Annotated in this window: 18 protein-coding genes and 1 tRNA gene; 13 read left to right on the top strand and 6 right to left on the bottom strand. The window is 69.8% G+C overall.

Features of this window, described 5'->3' with window-relative positions; all coding sequences use genetic code 11:
• Positions 1-19 precede the first annotated feature (19 nt).
• Positions 20-832: a dioxygenase family protein gene (locus tag ACWCPN_RS08555; RefSeq protein WP_451203527.1), complete on the bottom strand. Its 813-nt coding sequence runs from the start codon at positions 830-832 to the stop codon at positions 20-22.
• A gap of 137 nt (positions 833-969) precedes the next feature.
• Here ACWCPN_RS08555 and ACWCPN_RS08550 point away from each other — a divergent pair, with 137 nt between their 5' ends.
• Entirely contained in the window at positions 970-1479 is a 510-nt protein-coding gene (locus tag ACWCPN_RS08550) for a MarR family winged helix-turn-helix transcriptional regulator (RefSeq protein WP_451203525.1), read from the top strand.
• 40 nt (positions 1480-1519) lie between these two features.
• On the opposite strand, the gene ACWCPN_RS08545 is transcribed toward ACWCPN_RS08550, so the two are convergent.
• Together ACWCPN_RS08545 and ACWCPN_RS08540 are read right to left on the bottom strand one after the other, a co-directional pair.
• On the bottom strand, positions 1520-3058 hold the full coding sequence (locus tag ACWCPN_RS08545) for an MFS transporter (RefSeq protein ID WP_451203523.1): 1539 nt from the start codon (positions 3056-3058) through the stop codon (positions 1520-1522).
• 258 nt (positions 3059-3316) lie between these two features.
• The gene (locus tag ACWCPN_RS08540; protein WP_451203521.1) at positions 3317-3961 is read right to left on the bottom strand and encodes a TetR/AcrR family transcriptional regulator; all 645 of its coding nucleotides are present in this window, start codon (positions 3959-3961) and stop codon (positions 3317-3319) included.
• Between the two features lie 256 nt (positions 3962-4217).
• Here ACWCPN_RS08540 and ACWCPN_RS08535 point away from each other — a divergent pair, with 256 nt between their 5' ends.
• From ACWCPN_RS08535 to ACWCPN_RS08520, 4 genes are all read left to right on the top strand, one after another.
• Entirely contained in the window at positions 4218-5495 is a 1278-nt protein-coding gene (locus tag ACWCPN_RS08535; RefSeq protein ID WP_451203519.1) for a M6 family metalloprotease domain-containing protein, read from the top strand.
• A gap of 135 nt (positions 5496-5630) precedes the next feature.
• A complete protein-coding gene (locus ACWCPN_RS08530) occupies positions 5631-7292 on the top strand; it encodes an IclR family transcriptional regulator domain-containing protein (protein WP_451203517.1) in 1662 nt (553 codons plus the stop codon).
• 45 nt (positions 7293-7337) lie between these two features.
• Positions 7338-7413, top strand: a tRNA-Arg gene (locus ACWCPN_RS08525).
• A gap of 84 nt (positions 7414-7497) precedes the next feature.
• Positions 7498-9147 (top strand): tyrosine-type recombinase/integrase, encoded by a 1650-nt coding sequence (locus ACWCPN_RS08520; RefSeq protein WP_451203515.1) that lies wholly within the window; start codon positions 7498-7500, stop codon positions 9145-9147.
• 1243 nt (positions 9148-10390) lie between these two features.
• On the opposite strand, the gene ACWCPN_RS08515 is transcribed toward ACWCPN_RS08520, so the two are convergent.
• Positions 10391-11236, bottom strand: coding sequence for a hypothetical protein (locus tag ACWCPN_RS08515; RefSeq protein WP_451203513.1), 846 nt, complete (start codon positions 11234-11236; stop codon positions 10391-10393).
• 112 nt (positions 11237-11348) lie between these two features.
• Here ACWCPN_RS08515 and ACWCPN_RS08510 point away from each other — a divergent pair, with 112 nt between their 5' ends.
• The gene (locus tag ACWCPN_RS08510) at positions 11349-12143 is read left to right on the top strand and encodes an MSCRAMM family protein (RefSeq protein WP_451203511.1); all 795 of its coding nucleotides are present in this window, start codon (positions 11349-11351) and stop codon (positions 12141-12143) included.
• A gap of 51 nt (positions 12144-12194) precedes the next feature.
• Here ACWCPN_RS08510 and ACWCPN_RS08505 read toward each other — a convergent pair whose 3' ends face one another.
• Both ACWCPN_RS08505 and ACWCPN_RS08500 read right to left on the bottom strand, forming a co-directional pair.
• Positions 12195-13064, bottom strand: coding sequence for an ABC transporter permease (locus tag ACWCPN_RS08505; protein WP_451203509.1), 870 nt, complete (start codon positions 13062-13064; stop codon positions 12195-12197).
• 17 nt (positions 13065-13081) lie between these two features.
• Positions 13082-13441, bottom strand: coding sequence for an antibiotic biosynthesis monooxygenase family protein (locus tag ACWCPN_RS08500; RefSeq protein ID WP_451203507.1), 360 nt, complete (start codon positions 13439-13441; stop codon positions 13082-13084).
• Positions 13442-13718: 277 nt separating this feature from the next.
• On the opposite strand from ACWCPN_RS08500, the gene ACWCPN_RS08495 reads away from it, so the two are divergent.
• From ACWCPN_RS08495 to ACWCPN_RS08465, 7 genes are all read left to right on the top strand, one after another.
• A complete protein-coding gene (locus ACWCPN_RS08495; RefSeq protein ID WP_451203506.1) occupies positions 13719-14144 on the top strand; it encodes a GntR family transcriptional regulator in 426 nt (141 codons plus the stop codon).
• A complete protein-coding gene (locus tag ACWCPN_RS08490) occupies positions 14122-15039 on the top strand; it encodes an ABC transporter ATP-binding protein (protein WP_451203504.1) in 918 nt (305 codons plus the stop codon). Before ACWCPN_RS08495 ends, ACWCPN_RS08490 begins: the two co-directional genes overlap by 23 nt.
• The gene (locus tag ACWCPN_RS08485) at positions 15036-15947 is read left to right on the top strand and encodes a hypothetical protein (protein ID WP_451203503.1); all 912 of its coding nucleotides are present in this window, start codon (positions 15036-15038) and stop codon (positions 15945-15947) included. The genes ACWCPN_RS08490 and ACWCPN_RS08485 overlap by 4 nt, the downstream gene beginning before the upstream one ends.
• Before the next feature lie 285 nt (positions 15948-16232).
• Positions 16233-16799 carry a hypothetical protein gene (locus ACWCPN_RS08480; protein ID WP_451203501.1) on the top strand — a complete coding sequence of 189 codons (567 nt, stop codon included), beginning with the start codon at positions 16233-16235 and terminating at the stop codon, positions 16797-16799.
• Positions 16800-16893: 94 nt separating this feature from the next.
• A complete protein-coding gene (locus tag ACWCPN_RS08475) occupies positions 16894-17253 on the top strand; it encodes a PadR family transcriptional regulator (RefSeq protein ID WP_365479392.1) in 360 nt (119 codons plus the stop codon).
• The gene (locus ACWCPN_RS08470; RefSeq protein WP_451203499.1) at positions 17250-18200 is read left to right on the top strand and encodes a hypothetical protein; all 951 of its coding nucleotides are present in this window, start codon (positions 17250-17252) and stop codon (positions 18198-18200) included. Before ACWCPN_RS08475 ends, ACWCPN_RS08470 begins: the two co-directional genes overlap by 4 nt.
• 180 nt (positions 18201-18380) lie before the next feature.
• The gene (locus ACWCPN_RS08465; RefSeq protein ID WP_451203497.1) at positions 18381-20273 is read left to right on the top strand and encodes an alkyl/aryl-sulfatase; all 1893 of its coding nucleotides are present in this window, start codon (positions 18381-18383) and stop codon (positions 20271-20273) included.
• The last annotated feature ends 212 nt before the right edge of the window (positions 20274-20485 follow it).

Here is a 20485-nt window from a genome sequence, read left to right as displayed (position 1 = left end):
CCGGCCCCCGGGGACGCGCTCACCCGAACTGCAGCGACCGCTTCGCCAGCCCCATCCAGAACCCGTCGATCACCGACTTCTGCGCGTCGAGTCCGCCGCCCGCCTCGGCCGCGCCCATGGTCACGAAGAGCGGGGCGAAGTGCTCGGTGCGCGGGTGGGCGTAACGGCCGGCCGGGGCCTTGCGGAGGAAGTCCAGCAGGATGTCCCAGTCGCGGGCCTCCAGGGCCCGGCGGCCCCAGTCGTCGAACTCGGCGGACCAGGCCGGCACGCCGCCGCCGGTGTGCCGCAGGGCGGCGAGGTTGTGGGTGAAGAAACCGGAGCCGACGATCAGCACGCCCTCGTCGCGCAGCGGGGCGAGCTTGCGGCCGATGTCCATCAGCCGGACCGGGTCGAGGGTCGGCATGGAGATCTGCAGGACGGGGATGTCGGCGTCCGGGAACATCTCGACGAGCGGCACGTAGGCGCCGTGGTCGAGGCCGCGGTCGGGGATGTCCTGGACCGGGACACCGGGGGCGCGCAGCAGCTTGCGAACGGATGCGGCCAGCTCGGGCGCGCCGGGGGCGGCGTACCGGACCCGGTAGTAGTGCTCGGGGAAGCCCCAGAAGTCGTAGACGAGGGGGACGGTCTCGACGGCGCCGAGGGCGAGCGGGGCCTCCTCCCAGTGGGCGGAGACCATGAGGATCGCCTTGGGGCGCGGCAGGCCGGCCGACCAGGCGGCGAGCTGGCCCGGCCAGACGGGGTCGTCGGCGAGCGGCGGGGCGCCGTGGCTGAGGTAGAGGGCGGGCATGCGCTCCCGCCCGGCAGCGGACGTCTCCTGCGGTGCGGCGGACATGACGGCGGCTCCCGGTGCTCGGTCACTGTGAGACACACCCGCCCAGGCACGAAAGGTGCTTTAAGTCTCAAGCTTTCGGCTCCACCCTACGCCCGACTTGTTCAAGTTTCAAGGAGATGCCTCGTACAGTGGGACACATGAACACGGCAACGGACTCCGCCGGCCGGCACCGCTGGCTCACCGACGAGGAGCAGCGCGTCTGGCGCGCCTACCTGCACGCCACCACCCTGCTGGAGGACCACCTGGACCGGCAGCTCCAGCGCGACGCGGGCATGCCGCACATCTACTACGGGCTCCTCGTCAGCCTCGCCGAGGCCCCGCGCCGCCGGCTGCGGATGACCGAACTGGCGATGAAGTCCAAGATCACGCGCTCCCGGCTCTCCCACGCCATCGCCCGGCTGGAGAAGAACGGCTGGGTCCGCCGTGAGGACTGCCCCTCCGACAAGCGCGGCCAGTTCGCGGTGCTCACCGACGAGGGCGCCGAGGTGCTGGGGCGGACCGCGCCGGGCCATGTCGCCGCCGTACGCCAGGCGCTGTTCGAGCGGCTGAGCCCGCAACAGCAGAAGGCCCTCGGCGAGATCATGGAGATCGTCGCCGAGGGCCTTCAGCCCGACGAAGCGGGTGCGGACCTTCCCTGGCTCCGCTGACCCACCGTGCACAGCGCCCGGTGGGTCACCGAACGGCCGGTCAGTGGGCCACCACCGGCACCGGAATCTCGTCCTCGACGCCCTCGCCGGAGGCGACCGGGGTGGAGCCCGGGCGGCCGGCGTTGACGAAGGTGAAGGCGATCAGCGCGGCGAGGGCCAGGATGCCGACAGCGAAGCCGATCGCCGTGCTGTAGCCGTGCACCATGCCCTGCAGGCCCACGAGCTGCTGCTGCGGCTTGGTGGCCGCACCGGCGATGTGGTCCTTGATGTACGAGGTCTTCGCGGACGCCGCGATGGTGTTCAGCAGGGCGGTGCCGATCGCGCCGCCCACCTGCTGCGAGGTGTTGACCATCGCGGAGGCGACACCGGCGTCCCGGGGCTCGACGCCCGAGGTGGCCAGGGACATGGCCGGCATGAACGCCGTACCCATGCCGAGGCCGAGCAGCACCATCGCGGGCAGCAGCAGCGTCGCGTACGACGAGCCGATCTCCATCTGCGTCAGCAGCAGCATGCCGAACCCGGCGACCAGGAAGCCGGGGCCCATCAGCAGCCGGGCCGGGACGCGGGTCATCAGCCGGGTGCCGATCTGGGTGGAGCCGGTGATCATGCCCGCCACCATCGGCAGGAACGCGAAACCGGTCTTGACCGGCGAGTAGCCCTTCACGACCTGCAGGTAGTAGGTCAGGAAGAGGAACAGGCCGAACATGCCGATGATCGCGAGACCGAGGGAGAGGTAGATGCCACCGCGGTTGCGGTCGGTGACCACGCGCAGCGGCAGCAGCGGGGCCTTGACCCGGGACTCGACCAGCACGAAGGCGAGGAGCAGCAGCGCGGACGCGACGAACATCGCGACGGTCACGATGTCGCCCCAGCCGTCGGACTCGGCGCGGGTGAAACCGTAGACGAGCGCGAACAGGCCCAGGCTGGAGAGGATCACGCCGGGGACGTCGAGCGGGGAGCGGTTGCGGCCGCCCTCCGGCTCACGGATGACGAACCAGGCGCCGAGCGCGGCGACGACGGCGAACGGGACGTTCACGAAGAAGGTCCAGCGCCAGTCCAGGTACTCGGTGAGGAAACCGCCGAGGATCAGGCCGACGGCGCCACCGCCACCGGCGATCGCGCCGTAGATGCCGAACGCCTTGGCGCGCTCCTTGGCGTCGGTGAACATCACGGCGAGCAGGGAGAGCGCGGCCGGGGCGAGCAGGGCGCCGAAGACACCCTGCAGGGCGCGGGCGCCGAACATCATCGTGCCGGTGGTGGCGGCACCGCCGAGCGCGGAGGCGGCGGCGAAACCGCCGAGGCCCAGCACGAAGGCGCGCTTGCGGCCCCACAGGTCGGCGACGCGGCCGCCGAAGAGCAGCAGACCGCCGAAGGCGAGGGCGTAGGCGGTGACGACCCACTGCCGGTTGCCGTCGGATATGCCGAGGTCGGTCTGGGCGGAGGGCAGCGCGATGTTCACGATGGTGGCGTCGAGGACGACCATCAGCTGGGCGAGCGCGATGAAGACGAGCGCTTTCCAGCGGTTGGCGTCACCGCTCGGTGCGGTGGCGCCGGGAGCCTTGAGGGCTGTTTCGGACATGGAGGTACCCACTTCGGGACTTCGTGACGGAAAAAGACGTAGGTATCGGGCGGCGCGTCGGCATCTGCGGCGACGGCCGGAAGCTCGGTTCCGGCGCGGTGCGGTGCCGGCGGCGCCACACGCGCTCGGGGTGCTGGGAGTGCTGAGTGCGGTGAGTGCTGTAGGTGTGGTGAGTCAGGACCGGCGCGCGGCCCGGTACCGATAGGTCGGGCCGACGGGTCCGGCTGCCCGGTCCGAGTGACCAGCCGGACGGTGCGGTCAGACTCTGCGGAGGTCCTCCATGGTCACGGCCGTGCCCGGCAGGACGGAGCGGGCCGGAGACCGCAGACCGTCCAGGAACAACTGAAGATGACGGTGTGCGAATCGGTCGACGCTGCAGCAGTCCGTGCCGGCCGGCGGCCGACTGAGCTGGGCGACGGCGACCATCAGGTCACCGACACCCACGTCGGTACGGAGCAGCCCGGCCGCCTTGGCCCGGTCCATGAGGTCCTCGACGATGCGCTCGACGCGTTCCCGGGCCGCCTCGAGATCGGGGTGGTGCTGGTCGAACGTGCTGGTGACCATCGGGCACAGGGCGCTGATCCGCTCGTCCGCGGCGGCGTGCACGAAGCGCTCCAGCGCCTCGAACGCGTCGCCGCCCTCGGACAGCGCCTGTTCGGCGACCCGTACGGTCCGGTCGAGGACCGAGCAGACGACCTCGCGGACGAGGGCGTCGCGGTCCGGGAAGTTGCGGTACACCGTGGCGTTGCCGACGCCGGCCCGGCGGGCGATCTCGTCGAACGGCACGTCCGGGCCGTGCTCGACGAACATCTCCCGGGCGGCGGTGACGATCCGCTCCCGGTTGCGCAGGGCGTCGGCGCGGGGCCGGGGCGCCTTGCGCGGCGCGGAGAGGGCGGTCTGCACGGTGTACTCCTGGTCTGAGTGGCTGGCGATCCGGGGAATCGCTCCCCGTTTCGCGCGGACACAGGTCTAAACGGGGAACGCGTCCCCGGTTATTTCCCGCACGCCGAAAACTTCTCCGTGACCTGGCTCACACCTTCCGCTCCCGCGATTCCCACGATCGGCTGCCCCAGCGCGCGCCCTCCGGCCCGTCGACCCAGGGTGATCACAAGGGTGCAGTCGCCGCTTGCGCGGCTGCCGTGGAGCGGGAGGTCCATGCATGCAGCCGCCGTCGCCACGCCGCCGCATACGCCCGCGCCGGGCGGCCGCCCTGGCCTCGGTGACCGTCCTGACCCTCGCGGTCAGCACCTCGGCCGGGACCGGTCAGCTGACGGCGTCCTCCACCGCCGGGCCCACCGGCCTGGTCCGCTCCTCCGCCCTCTCCCCCTGCATGATCCGCGGCGGCATGGACGTGCAGATGACGGAAGGCGTCCCCACCCCGGTCGGCTACTCCCGCTCCACCGGCACGGTCCGCGCCCTGACCCTGATGATCGACTTCTCCGACGCGCCCGGGCAGGGCAGCGCCCAGGACCGCTTCCACGAGTTCTTCCCGCAGACCCAGGAATGGTTCCGCACGGCGTCCTACGGCCGGCTCGACTACCGCCCCGAGACCCCGATATCCGGCTGGCTGCGCATGCCGAAACCGTTCAGGGCGTACGGCATAGAGCGCGGCGCCCCCTTCGACCCCGGCTACCGTCAGCTCGTGCAGGACATGGTGGCCGCCGCCGACCCCGACGTGGACTTCCGCTCGTACGACCTGCTGAACGTGCTGGTCACCCCCAACGCCGGCCCCTCCGCCCTCGACACGGTGCTGTCCGTGACCTTCGCCGGCAACTCCGACGCCCCGGTCGCCGACGGCGTCGTCGTCGCCAACGCGTCCTTCGTCTACTCCCGCCAGGACGACGGCTCCGGCTCCTACGGCCGCACCGGCTATCGGGTGCTCCCCCACGAGAACGGCCACACCTTCGGGCTGCCCGACCTCTACACCCAGGAGGGCGGCTCGGCGGTGGGCCACTGGGACATCATGAGCGAGGACTGGGGCGTCAACAACGACCTCCTCGGCTGGCACAAGTGGAAACTGGGCTGGCTGGACGGCACCCAGGTCGGCTGCGCGACCCGCCCCGGCCACACCGAATACACGCTGACACCGCTGTACCGGCCGGGCGGCGGCAAGCTGGTCCTCATACCGATAGACCGGCGCAGCGCCTACGCACTGGAGCTGCGCGCGCCGGGGGGCAACGACGAGGCGGTGTGCGAGCCGGGCATCCTCATATACAAGGTCGACGCCACCGTGGACACCGGGCGCGGCCCGATCACGGTCTACGACGCCCACCGTCACAGCGGCGGCTGCACCCGCAGCCCCAACGTCCAGGCGGAACTCTCCGACGCCCCGTTCACCACCGGCGAGTCCTTCAAGGACCCGGGCCACGGGATAACGGTCGAGATGAAGGCGACGGGCCGCGACGGGGAGTTCAAGGTGGGGGTCACCCGGAGGTAGCCGGGAGCGGCCTGTGAGAGGTCGGCGAGCGGCCGGTGAGCGGCCGCGACACGTTGCGGGCCGGGCACCGCACCGGGCGGTCTACCGTAGGCGTTCCCGCAGCACACCGCCGTACCGGACCGGAGAACCGACCCGATGCCCACGAGAACCGCCCTGGACCAGGATGCCGTGCCCGGCCCGCCGGCCGAGGCGGTCGCGCCGCTCATGCGCGGGATCGCCGTGCTGCGGCAACTGACCGAGGCCGGCGGGACCCTCAGCCCGAGCGCGCTGGAACGGGCCACCGGACTCGCCCGCTCCACGGTCGACCGGATCACCGCCACCCTGGCCCGCATGGGATACGTCCGCCCCGACGGCCGGGACGTCGTCCTCACCCCCCGCGTGATGGAGCTGGGCAACGCCTACCTGGCCGCGCTGCGCCTGCCCGCCCTGCTCGACGCCCGCGCGGACGCCCTCGCCGACGAACTGGACGAGTCGGTGTCCCTCGCGGTCGCCGACCTCGACGGCGTCCGCTTCATCCACCAGGCGACCCGCCGCCGCGCGATGTCCGTGAGCTTCCGCATCGGCGACCTGCTGCCGGCCGAACGCACCGCGCCGGGAGCGCTGTTCGCGGCCGAGTGGGACCAAGTCGACTGGACGCGCTGGCGAACCCGGCTGTCGGCCGACCCGACGAACGCGGCTTTCCCCGCCGTCCCCCCTCAACCTGCGATCCCGTCAACGGACTTGACGGCCTCGGTGGACTCGACGGACTCGGCGGACTCCACGCACTTCGGGGCGAGGGTGGCGCAGGCCCGCCGGGATGGCTGGGCGCTGGACGACCAGTTGATCGAGCCGGGCCTCGTCGCGGTGTCCGTGCCGGTGCGGGACCCCGCGACCGGCCGGGTGGCGTGCGTGGCGAGCGTCGTCAGCCACACCAGCCGGCACACGGCGGCCGACCTGCGCACCACCCTGCTGCCGCGCCTGCGCGCGGCGGTGGCGGCCATGGAGGCCGACCTGCGCCAGGCGCCCCCGCCGGAACCCGGCCCGGCACCCTCGGGCCTGGCGGCCTGGACCACGGCGTCCAAGCACGAACTGGGCCGCGAGTTCATCGAGTCCCTGGCCCGGGGTCTGACCGTACTGACCGCCTTCGGCGAGGGCCGCTCGGCACTGCCGCTGACCGAAGTGGCCCGGGCGACCGGCCTGGCCCGGGCCACGGCCCGGCGGGCACTGATCACCTACGAGCACCTGGGCCTGGTGACCACCGGACCCGACCCCCGCACCTTCACCCTCACCCCGCGCGTCCTGGACCTGGGCTTCCCGGCGCTCTCCCGCACCACACTCCCCCGCCTGGCCACGCCCCACCTCAGGGCCCTCACCGACCGCCTCCACGAGCCGACGGCACTGGCGGTCCTGGCACCCGGCACCGGAACGGAGATCCAGTACACGGCCGGCGCGGGCGCGAGCCGGGTACTGACGGTGGACATCGCGGTCGGCGCCCGCCTCCCGGCCGCCGGCACCTCCCTGGGCCGCGTCCTGCTCGCGGACACCGAAGGCCCCCTGCCCCCCGACCTCGCGGAGATCCGCGCCCGGGGCTACGCCCTGGCCGACGAGGAACTGGAATCAGGGCTGCGCTCCATCGCCGTACCGGTACGCGACCGGACCGGCCGGGCGGTCGCCGCGGTGAACGTGGCCACGCACGCGGCCCGCCGCACCCTCCAGAACTGCGTGACGGACCTGCTCCCCGCCCTCCGCGCCACCGCCGACCACATCCAGACCGACCTCCACACCGCCTCCCGCTTCACCCACGTCCCCCCGTCCTGATCCACGGCCCCGCCCTGATCCGGTACCCTGTGGACCGAGTACAGCGCCTTCGTAGCTCAGGGGATAGAGCACCGCTCTCCTAAAGCGGGTGTCGCAGGTTCGAATCCTGCCGGGGGCACCAGGTCTGACCAGCGCGTTTACCTCTCTGAGGTAGGCGCGCTGTTCGTCGTAGCCATGGCATTAACCATGAATAGGTTCCAGAACCATGGCGAACAGCAAGAGCAAGCGACGTCAGCGCGGCAGCATCCGCCCCAACGGGGCAGGCTTCCAGGTCCGGGTCTACGCCGGGCGCGACCCGCTCACGAAGAAGGACATCTACCTCCACGAGCAGGCCGAGACGGAGACCGAGGCCGAGAAGGTCCGCACGAAGCTCCTGCACCAGGTCGACGAGAAGCGCCACCCCAAGACGCAGGTGACCCTGTCCTTCCTGCTCGATCGCTGGCTCGGCGTCGCCGAACTCGACGAGACGTCGTACGAACGGGCCGAGGGCATCATCCGCAACTACCTCAAGCCCACGTTCGGCGACCTCAAGGCGGGCAAGTTGACAGCCGAGATGCTGGAGCTCTTCTACGCCCGCCTCCGCCAGTGCCAGGAACAGTGCGAAGGCCGGCGCAACGGCAAGACCGACCCCAAGACGAAGCAGAAGCACCTCTGCGAGCCACTCGCCCCGAACTCCGTCCGCAAGATTCACTTCATCCTGCGCCCGGCCCTCAACCGCGGCCTGCGCTGGGGATACGTGACGACGAACGTGGCGGCCCTCGCCGAGCCGCCATCCCAACCCAAGCCGAACCCCGACCCGCCCACTCCCGATGAGGCAGCCCTAGTTCTGAACACTGCCTGGCAGCGGGACCTGGAGTGGGGAACGTTCCTGTTCATGACGATGGTCACCGGCTCACGCCGCGGCGAGATGTGCGCTCTGCGCTGGTCGGACATCAGCCTCGACCGCCTCGAACTCTTCGTGAAGCACTCCAACAACGGTCGCAGGATCAAGGACACCAAGACCCACCAGCGCCGTAAGCAGGCCATCGACGTGATCACGCGTTCCGTCCTGGCCGCCCACCGGGCCCGAGCCGAGGATCGCTGCAAAGCGCTCGGCGGCGAACTCGCCCGTGATGCCTTCGTATTCTCCGGCGAAGCCGACAGCACCGCCCCGCTCGTGCCGTCGAGCGTCAGCCAGCGTTACCGCCGCCTCGCGGAGAAACTGAAGATCCATACCCACCGCCTGAAGGACCTCCGTGCGTACAACGTGACCGAGCTCCTGGGCGCCGGTGCCGACGTACGAACGGTCGCCGGCCGCGTCGGGCACGGCGGCGGAGGTGCGACCACGCTCAAGTACTACGCGGCCTTCCTGGCCACCTCCGACCGCCAGGCCGTCACCGCCTTCGCCAAGCAGCTCCCGGTGCCGGAAGGGCTACTCGCCGAACAGCCGGTCACCACCGTCGTCAACGGGCTCCGTCTGCTCTGCGAGTGCGGCAACGAATCGCTGTGGGCGATGCTCGTGGTCACCGAGGACGGCGCCGAGGCCCTGTGCGGCCAGTGCGAGGCAGCCGTGCAGGCCCGCCCGGACACGGCCGTGGGCCCCATCGGCAAGACCATCAAAGCCGAGGCCGCCCCGCCGTGTGAGCTCGCTCCCTGGGAAGTGATCGCACAGGAACTCGCGGACGCCATCAAGGACGGCACGATGCTCCCCGGCGAGGACGTCCCCACGGTCGGCGACATCGCGCAGGCCCACGGCGTCTCGGTCGGTACCGCGCACCGGGCCTTCACCCAGCTGAAGAAGGACGGCCTGATCGAGGTCAGCCGGGGCCGCCGAGCCGTCGTCCGCCAGTTCCAGGCGACAGCCGGTGTCGCATAGGGTCCGTGCTCTCCACGCTCTCCCCTGCACGAGTTGAGGCCCGTACCGTAGGCCACGGGACTCGCTACGGATGGCGTGTGCCGACCCCGCGCACCCCTGACCCGGGCGATAGCGCAAGTAGGCTGCCGGCATGGCTGATGTGGTTTTCCATGTGCGGCATTCCTGTGGGCACAGCATCTATTGGGATGACGGGGCCTTCGGCGCGATGGCGTCGGGCCATCCGTGCCTGTGGTGTGGGGGCGGGACGGGCACAGCGCCTCGCCCTCCGAAGGGCGTCCGGGTAGTACATCCGAGCGGAAGCAGTACGGGGCACGTCCGACTGGACAAGGATGGATGCTGCCCCAAGTGTGAGCGCCCCGGCGACTTGCGGGGCGCCCAGCACATGACAAGGAACGCGTGCTGCCAGGGAACTACTCCGACCGCCTAGAACTTGATCTACCCAGACGGCACGGCCACCCGCACCGGAGACGGGATCCGGCCCGCGCGCCTGCGATGGGCTGGCAAAGCCGCGAGAACGAAGCCTGCCCTCTGCCCTTCGATCCTTTGAGGGTGACGATTGAGTAACGGCCCGTCAAGTCCTGTACGGTCAGTGCTGCTTGCCCGGGGGCGGCCTATCCAGGCCCCTCGCGCGAGGGCCCGGCATCCGGCCGGTCCCCCGACGTCCGGGAGGACGAGATGGGCAAGCGGAGGAAGCCGCAGGTGGACTGGCGGGCGGTACGGGAACGTATCCGCCTCTGGCTCGGGCCGGTGGCATCCGCCGCGTACTGGACGGCACGCACGATCCGGGAATTCGTCTGGTCCCGGTCGTGACGATGCCCCGGCTCATAACCGGTGAGCCGGGGCATCTCGCCCAGTAGCGGTATGAGCGCCCTCCGCCCTGTCCGGCGGGGGGCGCTCCCCATCCTGGGACCGTCGTATCTACCCTCCCACAGGGCGCACAGTCCGTACTACTCCGTCATGGTGCGTACAAGTCACAGGGCGGCGTGCTGGGGCGGCCAAATCCCGAGCCGTCTGACTGGCCCTGGCACTGACTGACTCCCGCTGCCGCGCATAACCAGCACTCGCTACTGACCGTTCCGCTCCTCCTCAGAGGTCAGCGAGGCTAGCCGGAACACCAAGATCAACTATTGGTGATTTTCGGACTCACCCCAGTACCCCGTCAGGCAGTTGGTGCGTTCACAGCCTGCTGGGGTGTGAGACTGGTGAGCTCGCATATTGAGGTGCCTCGTATCTCGGGCGGCCGTCACTCTGCGTCAACCGCAGATGCGAGCTCACCAGCCACGAGGCCGTAGAAGAAGGGCGAGGGCCCGTCGATTCCCGCCCGCTCCAGGAACAGCCCCTCGTAGTGCTGCAGCAGCTCCATGCCGAAGTCGACCTCCGGGGCCGTCCCGTCTTCTTTAAAACTGCTGAGAAGAAGCTGCGTCCAGCGCTGCTCGGTAGCCGACCACACCACCAGGTGCGTGGGCGCGAAGAACACCCACATGGCGTCGATCTCGTCTGGCAGCGTTGGGGCAGTCAGGGTGTGCGCGATCAGCGGGTCGAGACATTCCACGTAGGGCCGGTCGAAGAAGTGGGAGACGATGAACACCACCCGGGCCCTGTCGGGCGAGGACTTGTACCGCAACTGCTTCGCAGCCTTGGCGATCATCGGCTGGGCCGCCTCGACAACATTGTTCGCTGACACGAACGTTGACCAATGAGTGCCTGGCTCCTCACCTCGTTCCAGTGCCCGCGAGGCCGCTGCGTCGTGCTCGCGGAAGTCACCGGGTATCGACTTCACCTCGAAGTCGGCGAACTCGATACCGTTGCGGCCAAGCAGCGACGACAGCGCGTCGCCGTCGGAGTCCGCCACGCGGTAGACGAGATCCACGCCGCCGTGGACGTCTACGGCGGCCGGCACGATGCCGAGATAGGCAGTCGTCAGCATCGCCGCGAGATGCTCGCCTGCGGCGAGCTTCAGCTTCTTCAGGTTGTCCGCCGGTACGTGCGCCGGCAGTGCCTCTGTCGCCCAGTCCATCACTTCGTAGGTGATGGCGTGGACGTGGGTGCCGATGGCTCCGTCGAGGCTCTTGGCGCTGTCGTCGGTCATGGGCGTGAGTGTGGCAGCACCGTGACGCGGTCGCGATGGGTTTCGGAGAACGGGGACGTACTACTGGCAGGAGACGGCCGCGCCCGACGGCTATGACCTGCCCGACCCCGCGGTGTTCGGCCCGCTGGTCCTCACCGATGACAACGTCGACACCGGCGTCTCCGTGACCGCGAACGACACCAAGACTCCCGTGACCCCCGGCGAGGGCCGGGTGCGGGTGAGGAAGGTCGACGCCGACACCGGTGCCCCCTTGCGTGGTGCGGAGTTCCAGCTGTGGCGGGAGACCAACGGCACCGCCGGCCTGCAGACCACCGGTATCAACCCTGACACCAAGGTCGGTGATCCGTGTGTGACGGGTGCGGCCAGCACCTGCGGGGAGACCGTCCCGACGGGGACGTACTACTGGCAGGAAACGGCCGCTCCCGACGGCTATGACCTGCCTAATCCTGCCGTGTTCGGTCCGCTGGTTCTCACCGACGACAATGTCGACACCGGCGTCTCCGTCACCGCGGAGGACACCAAGACGCCAGAGGACCACGATGGCTCACTCCATCTGAAGAAGTCCGACACCAAGACCGGGCGACCGCTGGCAGGCGCTGTGTTCGAACTGTGGAAGGAGTCGAACGGCCGGCCCGGGCTGCAGACGAACGGCCGCACCCCGGACACCCTGACGGGCACCAAATGCACCACGGACCGCAGGGGCACCTGTGACTTCGACCCCCTCGCGTACGGCACGTACTACCTGCGCGAGACCGCCGTCCCGGACGGCTACGCCCTCCCCGACAACCCGGTGACCGGCCCGTACGTCATCTTCGGCGCCCACGAGGACGTCACGGTCAAGGTCAAGAACAAGCGCGACTGCACGGCAGGCTACGGCGACAAGTGCCACGGGTACGGCAACTCCTGACCTGTCCGGTGACACGACCTCTCCCGGATGGATGTAGCTCGGGAGCAGCCTTCAGCACCTGACCGAAGACGCGGCGATCTCCTGGCGGCGCTGGATGGTCCACACCGAGAAGAAGGCGCCGACGACCAGAGCGGAGATGGCGTACAGGAAGCCGCGGAGCAGCGTCATGGTGCTGGACTCGGCGGTGTAACCGGGCGAGGCGGCGAACGCACCCGCCTGGTCGACGGTCTGCGTGCCCAGCCGCTTGTCGATCGCAGAGACATCGGCGGAGGAGTCGAGTTGCAGGGCCACGGCGGTTGCCTGTCCGGCTGCGGCGGCCGGGATCTCGCCGGGCAGGCCGTAGTGCAGCTTCTGCCACAACGGCAGCGGCGCGTAGACGGCGCCGACGTGGCCGAAGGAGGCGTGGCCGATCGTGCCGACGACGGTCAGCGGGGTGCCGGCCTGGCCGACGGTGAGCCGGTCACCGACGCGGACACCTTCTTTGACGATGTCCTGGCTGATCAGGACGCCGTTGGCGGACGACTTGGACAAGGGCTTGCCCGAGGTCGGGGAAGGGGCGAGGAAGCCCTCGGGCTCCGCTCCGAAGACCGCCAGGTCCAGCTGCTTGGCCCGGGAGCCGGTCAGCTGGGCGTGGACCAGTTGTTGTCCCAGCGGCTCGGCCTTGCGTACGTCCGGCTGCGCGGCCCGCCGCTGCCACGTGGCCTTGGTGACGATGGAGCGGGAGAACAGCTCGCCGGAGGCTGACTTGTCGAATGCCAGATGCGTCGCCGGGAGTCCGCGCAGGGCGGAGACGCCGGAGTCCGCGAGACCTGAGGCGGGGCCGGACAGGATGACACCGAGGACCGCGATCATCGCGACCACGGCACCGATGAGAGCGAAGCGACCACGGGCGAACCGCAGGTCGCGTAGGGCGAGCAACACGTGGATACCCGCTCTGCTCAGGCGCCGACGGCGACGACGGTCTCGAAGGACTCGATCGCACCCGCCATGTCCGGTGAGGAGGACTGGTGCGCCGCACGGAAGGACGGCGACTGCATCCAGGCGCTGAAGGCGTCCTTGGAGGTGAAGTCCATCACCGCCACGTACACGCCTCCCTCGTTCTGCGACCGCAGCAGACGGGCCGAGAGAAGGCCCTCCACACCGGCCAGGTACTGGCCCATGCTCGCCCCGAACTGGTCCTCGAACCCGTCGGCAGCCGCCGCCGGAACGGGATCCGGTTCATCACAGTGAACATCTCTGACATCACTCCACGGATCGGATACAGAGCCGGCATCACTTGCCGACACTCGCGTCAGCATCAAGCACTTTCCCGACGCAACTGTCAGCATGTTGCGCGGCGCGATCCTGTCGGCGTCCGCCCTCCGTGCCCCGCCGGCGTCCAGCCGAAGATGTGGCTGACGACCGGCGCGCCTTCGGCCATCGGCTATTTCGTGAGCGCCGCGACCCGGGAAGGGCGCGCCTCCTGGTGTCCCGGTCCGCAGAGTCGGACCTCGCGCCTCCCCCCGATTCGATCGCCGAACCCGGCTTGACGTGCACGGATCTTTCAATGCACTATTCAAGTAGTTCATTAGTTCAATGGGGGTTGGGGTCGTGGGATTCGATTTCCGGATCGATCGGCGCGGCGGTATCCCCGCGTACGTGCAGATCGTCCAGCAGGTCCAGCAAGCGATGCGTCTGGGGCTGCTGGAGCCGGGCGACCGGCTGCCGACCGCCCGTGCCGTGGTCGAGGCCACGGCGCTCAACCCCAACACCGTGCTCAAGGCGTATCGCGAGCTGGAGTCCCAGGGCCTGGTCGAAACCCGGCGCAGGCATGGGACGTTCGTGACCGGCACGCTCGGCGCATCCACCGCCGACTCCCCCTGGCGTGCCGAACTCGCCGACGTCGCCTCACGGGCCCGCGCCGCCGGGTTGGAGCGCGATGACCTGACAGCACTGTTCGGTGCCGTACTCGAAGATCTCTACGTGTCGAAGGAACCCGATGTCGCATCCCCCCAGCCCTGACGCGGCACTCGCCGCCGTGGGTGTCACCAAGCGGTACCGGCGCAGGGGCTCGGACGTGCTCGACGAATGCAGTTTTCGCATACCCGCCGGAGTGGTGTGCGCCCTCGTCGGACCCAACGGCGCGGGCAAGTCCACCCTGCTGGAACTGGCCGCCGGCCTGCAGCGGCCCACCGCGGGCGCCATCGAAGTGTTTGGTGGCATGCCGCGTGTCGGTCACCCCCGCGTGGCCTATCTCGCCCAGCACCGGCCGATGTTCACGCGGTTCACGGTCGATGAGACGCTACGCCTCGGTGCCCGTCTCAACGGCGACAACTGGGACGCGGAACTGGCCGAGCGTGTCGCCGCCCCCGCCCGATTCCACAAGAGCGACCGTATCGGCGACCTGTCGGGCGGCGAGCGCACCCGTGTCGCGTTGGCTCTCGCCCTCGGCAAGCGGGCGGACCTGCTCCTGCTCGACGAACCCATGGCGGACCTCGACGTCGTGGCCCGCCAGGAGCTGATGGGCCTGCTTCTGGCGCATGTGGCCGACACAGGCGCCACGGTGGTGATGTCCTCCCACATCATCAGTGAGCTCGCGGACGCCTGCGACCACCTGCTGGTGCTCGATCAGGGCGCGACCCGATTGTGCGGCGACATCGACGAGCTCACCGCCTCGCACGCTGTCGTCACCCTTCCGGGACCGGTGGAGCAGTTGGCCGGGCACACCGTGATCGAGTCCCGACCGGCCGGCCGCGGCATCAGCGTGCTGATCCGGCCTTCCGGCGCTCCACTGTCCGCGGAATGGGAGGTGAGGACGCCCTCGCTGGAGGAACTTATCCTCGCCCATCTGGCCACCGGCGAAGTCCCCCGAACGACTCCCTCCGCCTCACTGCTCACCAAGGAATCCGCCGCATGAGCCCCGCCCCCGCCATAGCCTCCGGACTGAAGTCCCCCCTCCCGGGCGGCCGTCTGCCGCTCGTGCGGACTGCCCTTCGGCAGTACTGGATCCCCCTCGCGATCCTCCTGGTCCTGGCCGCACGCACCGGAGCGGAACTGGTGTACCACTACGACGGCTGGGCCGACGCGGTGGCGCTGCGCGACCATGTCGGCAGCCACGCCTACCACTTCGGGCGTTACGTCGACGACGCCCACAACAAGACCGCGAAGCTGCTGTCCGACAACAGCTCGATCGTCTTCCGGCCCGCCCTCTGGTCCGCGGCGCTTGCCGGCCTCCTGACGGCCCGGGAGTGGGAGAGCCGCCTTGTCACCCTGGTCCTGACCCAGTCCGTCACGCCTCGGCGCTGGTTCACCACCCGCTGGGCCACGCTCGCGGCGCTCCTCGTCCTGCTGACCCTGCCGCTCGTCGTCCTGTACCAGCGCAGCGCCGTCCACGCCTATCGGCTCGACCTGCTGGTCCACGGCGCCGACCAGCAGACCGCCTACTTCACCGTCGGGCCCGTCACCCTCGCATACGTCGTGCTCGGCGTCGCCGCCGGAGCCTGGACGGGGACTGTGCTGCGCCGTTCCTGGCTCGCCGTCGTCGCCGCCCCCGCTCTCACCTGGCTGCTCGCCGCCCTCTTGGTCCGCTCACGAGCGGTCCTGCTGGCCGACCCCTGGATTTTCTCCAAGGTTCACGGCTTCCACCCCGGCGGCGTGCTCGGCCTGCAGTTCGACGACCTGCTCCCGCAGGACTCCTACCTCATCAACTCCCTTGATTCCGGGGACTACTGGGGCTATCAGATCGCCTCCAGCGTGCTCGTCCTGGCGCTCGCCGCCCTGCTTGTCGCTGCTGCCCTGCGCGTTCTGCGCCGCCGCACCGCGTAGTTTCCCGGGTGGCGCCGGCCTCGTCGCGCCGTTTCCCGCGCCGGGACGACCTGGCGGATCCGGTACAGCCCTTCGCGGCTGGGTCCGCCGGGCGCACCTCGCCCCCGCGGCCAGCGCGCCGCCTGCGCGCTGGCATGGCGCCGTAATCCCACCGCCTCCGGTCCCTGGGCCACACCCCCCGCACGTCCGTAAGAGCCTGCCGCCCGGTAACAGCTCACTGCGAGACACGCGGTGCTTTGCCCTGCCCTCAGCACGTCACTCGATCCTGCTCCGAGAGGAACCTCCGTGAATCCCTCCGACCACGAAACGCGTCATCACGCCGACGCCGTCGACGGCCACTTGGCTGCGAGGAAGCCTTCCGCCTGGTCCAGTCCTCGCCGGATCGTGTGGCTTCTGGTGGCGGGCAGTCTGCTGAGCTTCGTGAACCAGCTCTCCTCCTCCGATGAGGTGCACGACGTTCTCAACCTCCCCGTTGTCCTCCTGACCGGCGGCGGCATTCTGGCCATGTGCCTCTCGCCGTGGTGGAGCCGCAGCCAGAAGTGGACCGCCGCCGCCTGGCTGCTGGTGCCCAACTGGCTCGCCGCACTGCTGGCCTCGGCGATCGACAGCCACGCCGCCCACTGGGCGCTGACCCTGGCAGCGGTCGGCATCCGCGCCGGCGCCATCCGGTGGCTGTGGCTCTTCCGCACCCCGCCCGCCCCCGACCACGAGTGGTTCCAACTTCCGCGCTGGGCACGCGTCCTGTGTTGGAGCGCCGTGATCCTGGCCGTCGTGTTCGAAGCCGTCCTGTGGGGCATGTCGCTCGAATTCGTCCAGAACAGCGGCATCAAGAGCGGCAGCCTCACCCCCTGACGTCCTCCGGTTCGGTCGTCCCTTCCTCGTGGCTGCCAAGAATGATCACCGAATCCACCCTTCGATAGTCAGTCATGCGATATATATAACGCTCATGACTAACAGGGATGGCCGGCAGCCGATGCGGGAGCCGACGCTGCTGCTGATGGCCGCACTGGCCGACGCACCCCGGCACGGGTACGCACTGATCGCCGAGGTCGCGCAGATGTCGCAGGGCCGGGTACGTCTGCGGGCAGGCACGTTGTACGGGGCGCTGGACCGACTGCTGGAGGAAGGGCTGGTGCGGGTGGAACGCGAAGAGGTCGTCGACGGCCGGGCCCGGCGCGTGTACGCGCTCACCCCGTCCGGCACGACAGTGCTGGACGCCGAGGTGCAGCGGATGGAGGAGGTGGCCCGCGAGGCGCGCCGCCGACTGGGACGCCTCGCGGGCGGCGCCCAGGGGGTGACGGGATGAGCACCGTACTCCTGCGCCTGGCTGTCCGGCTCCACCCCGCCCCCTACCGAGCCGAGATGGGCGAAGAGTTGGAGGACGCGGCGCTCGCCGCCTCCGCCGGTCGAGGCCGGGCCGCGCACATGGCGGAGGCAGCCTCGCTGGCCGCGCACGGGCTGCGGCTGCGGGCGGGGCTCGGCGCCGAGAGCGCCCGTGGCAAAGCACTTGCCGGCCTCGTCCCCCTTGCCCTGGCACTGAGCATCGCCGGAGATCTGGCGTTCAGGATCCTCCAGGCCGACATGTTCCGGCGCGTGCTGAGCTGGGACCAGATGGAGCAGGCCTTCGGCATCTACCAGGCGCTGGCCGGCGTCGCCCTCGCGGCGCTCGCACTGACCGCCCTGCTGGCCGGACGGATCCCAGCGGCCAGAGGCCTGGGAACGGCCGCCGCGGCAGCCACCGCATGGTCGGGGGCCGTGGCCGTGTCGCACGCGCACCAGGGCTCCGCGTCGTGGCTGCTCGCCGGGACCGCAGGGCCGCTCCTGGCCTGCGCGTTGTTGTGGGTGGCCCCGCTGCACCTGACCCCCGGACCGGGCGACCGTACGGCCTGGTCGGTCGCGGCCGCGGCTCTTCTGGCGCTGGTGGTGCTGAACAAGGTTCCCGGCTCGAACGTCTGGGGCGTGACGGACCTGGCCATGCTGCTTGCTGCGGGTCTCGCGGCCCCACGAAGCCGCCCGGCGGCCTGGGCCGGACTGGTCGCCCTGCTGCCGCTCTATCCCATCGCCGCCTTCCAGCTGTCCCAGCAGACGGGCCTGGTCTTCACCACACGGATCGAGGCAGGCGTCGTGCTGGCATGCGTGGCCGCCGTGCTGGCGTTCTGCACCCGGGGCAGGACTACACCGCGGTCCGGACACCGGGCTCCGGGCGGTGACGGCCCGCACGCGGACCCCAACGACGGTCCGCTCCCGTCCTGAGACTCGATGTTCACGGCAGGTGGCCCGCCGCGGACACGGTGGGGTGAGCGGCGGCCCTTACGTGGAAGCAGTGTCCACAGGTGTGTGCCGAAGGGCCTCTGCCTGTGCAGCAGATTGCGAGGATCCCCCCTTGGCCGCACTGCACATGCGCTGCCGGACACCCGTTGGCAGCATGGCGCCATGGCAACGACACCGAAGCCCGCGACGCCAACTGTTGTCAGTCAGCAGCATGAGGTTCTGGACCGCCTTCCGTTCTCCGACCGACAGGACTTCGAGGACGCGGTCCGCGGGCTGATCGCCCGTCGTGAACCGAACGCCGTCGAAGCGGATGGCGGTGGCGTGTTGTGGGACAACGACACCTACGGCTTCCTCGACGGTGACGCGCCGGACACCGTGAACCCGAGCTTGTGGCGGCAGTCGAAGCTCGCCTCTATCGATGGCCTGTTCGAGGTCGTCCCGGGCATCTACCAGGTGCGCGGGCAGGACCTGTCGAACACGTCGTTCATCGAGGGCGACGAGGGCGTGATCGTCATCGACACTTTGCTGTCGGTCGAGACGGGCGCGGCTGCGCTCGCCCTGTACCGGGAACACCGCGGCGACCGCCCGGTGAAGGCGATCGTCTACACCCACTCGCACGCTGATCACTACGGAGGCGCCAAGGGCTTCGTCTCCGCCGATGACGTGGATTCCGGGCGGGTGCGGGTCTTCGCTCCCGAGGGCTTCGTGGAACACGCGGTCTCGGAGAACGTCTACGCCGGTGTGGCGATGAACCGCCGCGCCGCCTACATGTACGGCGCTGCCCTGGCCCGCGGCCCGCGGGGCCAGGTGGGATCTGGCCTCGGACAGACGATCTCCACCGGAGAGGTCTCGTTTCTGCCGCCCACGGACACGATCTCCGAGACGGGGCACCAGGAGATCGTCGACGGCGTCCGGATGGTCTTCCAGATGGCGCCCGGCACCGAGGCACCGTCGGAGATGCTCATCTACCTGCCGGACTTCAAGGCGCTGTGCGCCGCGGAGGACGCCACCCACAACCTGCACAATCTGCTTACGCTGCGTGGTGCAGTGGTGCGCGATCCCCACGCCTGGTCGCATTACCTCACCGAGACCATCGACCTGTTCGGCGACGACGTCGACGTCGTGTTCGCTTCGCACCACTGGCCCACCTGGGGAAACGAGCGGGTCCTGAAATTCCTGGGGAACCAGCGCGACCTCTACGGCTATCTGCACGACCAGACCCTGCGCATGCTGAACAAGGGCCTGACCGGCCCCGAGATCGCAGAGGCGATCACCCTGCCGCCGGTGCTGGAGAGTGCCTGGAACGCACGCGGCTACTACGGATCGGTGAGTCACAACGTCAAGGCGATCTATCAGCGCTACCTCGGCTGGTTCGACGGCAACCCCGCTCATCTGTGGGAACACCCGCCGGTGGAGAAGGCCAAGCGCTACCTCGAGCTCGGCGGCGGCTCGGACGCCGTCGTCGCCAGGGCCCGCGAGGCATTCGACGCCGGCGACTTCCGCTGGGCTGCGGAACTCGGCAATCACGTTGTCTTCGCCCAGCCCGACCATGCCGCGGCCCGTGAACTGCTGGCCGACACGTACGAGCAGCTCGGCTACGGTTCCGAGAACGGGACGTGGCGCGACTTCTACCTCTCCGGGGCCACGGAACTGCGTGACGGCCAGTTCGGGACACCGACGGAGACCAACGCGCCCGACGTCATCGCCCATCTCTCCCCAGAGATGCTTTTCGACGCCCTCGCCATCCAGGTGAACGGCCCAAAGGCATGGGACGAGAATCTCTCGATCGACGTCGTGCTCACTGACACCGATACCCGCTATCGGCTGCGGCTGGCCAACGGGCTGCTCGTCTACAGTTCGGCACCGCAACGCGGTGCCGCCGAAGCGACGATCACCGGGACGAAGAAGATGCTGCCGGTACTCGCCTCGGGCGCCGTGTCCCCGGAGAAACTCGCTGAAACGGGCATCCAGGTCAGCGGTGACACCTCCGTGCTCGGCCGCCTGACAGCCGTGCTCGACCCGGGCGACAAGAACTTCGCCATCGTCACCCCCTGAATGCGGGCCCACCCTCAGAGCCGCTCAAGAGGCCTTCGCGCCGAGTTTGGGCAGTCTGCCGTAAGGGATGGCCTCCGCTCACCGCGACGGGACCGCAGCTGGGGGCAGCCGGTGTCCCAGCAGATGTGCAACGGAATCCTCGCTCCGCCGTTCTCCTCGACCATCTCGACCATCTCGGCGAGCCGGACCCGGACTTGACCATCGTGACCCCC

It is taken from the genome of Streptomyces sp. NPDC002386, assembly GCF_053593175.1.
Note: the sequence above shows the minus strand (reverse complement) of the source record. Positions and strands in the feature narration are given on the sequence as shown.

Bases quoted from the DNA above. Each gene is read 5' to 3' on its own strand.
- ACWCPN_RS08485 (WP_451203503.1), top strand. From the start codon at position 15,036: ATGAGCCCCGCCCCCGCCATAGCCTCCGGACTGAAGTCCCCCCTCCCG.
- ACWCPN_RS08465 (WP_451203497.1), top strand. From the start codon at position 18,381: ATGGCAACGACACCGAAGCCCGCGACGCCAACTGTTGTCAGTCAGCAG.
- ACWCPN_RS08545 (WP_451203523.1), bottom strand. From the start codon at position 3,058: ATGTCCGAAACAGCCCTCAAGGCTCCCGGCGCCACCGCACCGAGCGGT.
- ACWCPN_RS08550 (WP_451203525.1), top strand. From the start codon at position 970: ATGAACACGGCAACGGACTCCGCCGGCCGGCACCGCTGGCTCACCGAC.
- ACWCPN_RS08490 (WP_451203504.1), top strand. From the start codon at position 14,122: ATGTCGCATCCCCCCAGCCCTGACGCGGCACTCGCCGCCGTGGGTGTC.
- ACWCPN_RS08475 (WP_365479392.1), top strand. From the start codon at position 16,894: ATGACTAACAGGGATGGCCGGCAGCCGATGCGGGAGCCGACGCTGCTG.
- ACWCPN_RS08500 (WP_451203507.1), bottom strand. From the start codon at position 13,441: ATGCTGACGCGAGTGTCGGCAAGTGATGCCGGCTCTGTATCCGATCCG.
- ACWCPN_RS08555 (WP_451203527.1), bottom strand. From the start codon at position 832: ATGTCCGCCGCACCGCAGGAGACGTCCGCTGCCGGGCGGGAGCGCATG.
- ACWCPN_RS08530 (WP_451203517.1), top strand. From the start codon at position 5,631: ATGCCCACGAGAACCGCCCTGGACCAGGATGCCGTGCCCGGCCCGCCG.
- ACWCPN_RS08470 (WP_451203499.1), top strand. From the start codon at position 17,250: ATGAGCACCGTACTCCTGCGCCTGGCTGTCCGGCTCCACCCCGCCCCC.
- ACWCPN_RS08495 (WP_451203506.1), top strand. From the start codon at position 13,719: ATGGGGGTTGGGGTCGTGGGATTCGATTTCCGGATCGATCGGCGCGGC.
- ACWCPN_RS08520 (WP_451203515.1), top strand. From the start codon at position 7,498: ATGGCGAACAGCAAGAGCAAGCGACGTCAGCGCGGCAGCATCCGCCCC.
- ACWCPN_RS08515 (WP_451203513.1), bottom strand. From the start codon at position 11,236: ATGACCGACGACAGCGCCAAGAGCCTCGACGGAGCCATCGGCACCCAC.
- ACWCPN_RS08535 (WP_451203519.1), top strand. From the start codon at position 4,218: ATGCAGCCGCCGTCGCCACGCCGCCGCATACGCCCGCGCCGGGCGGCC.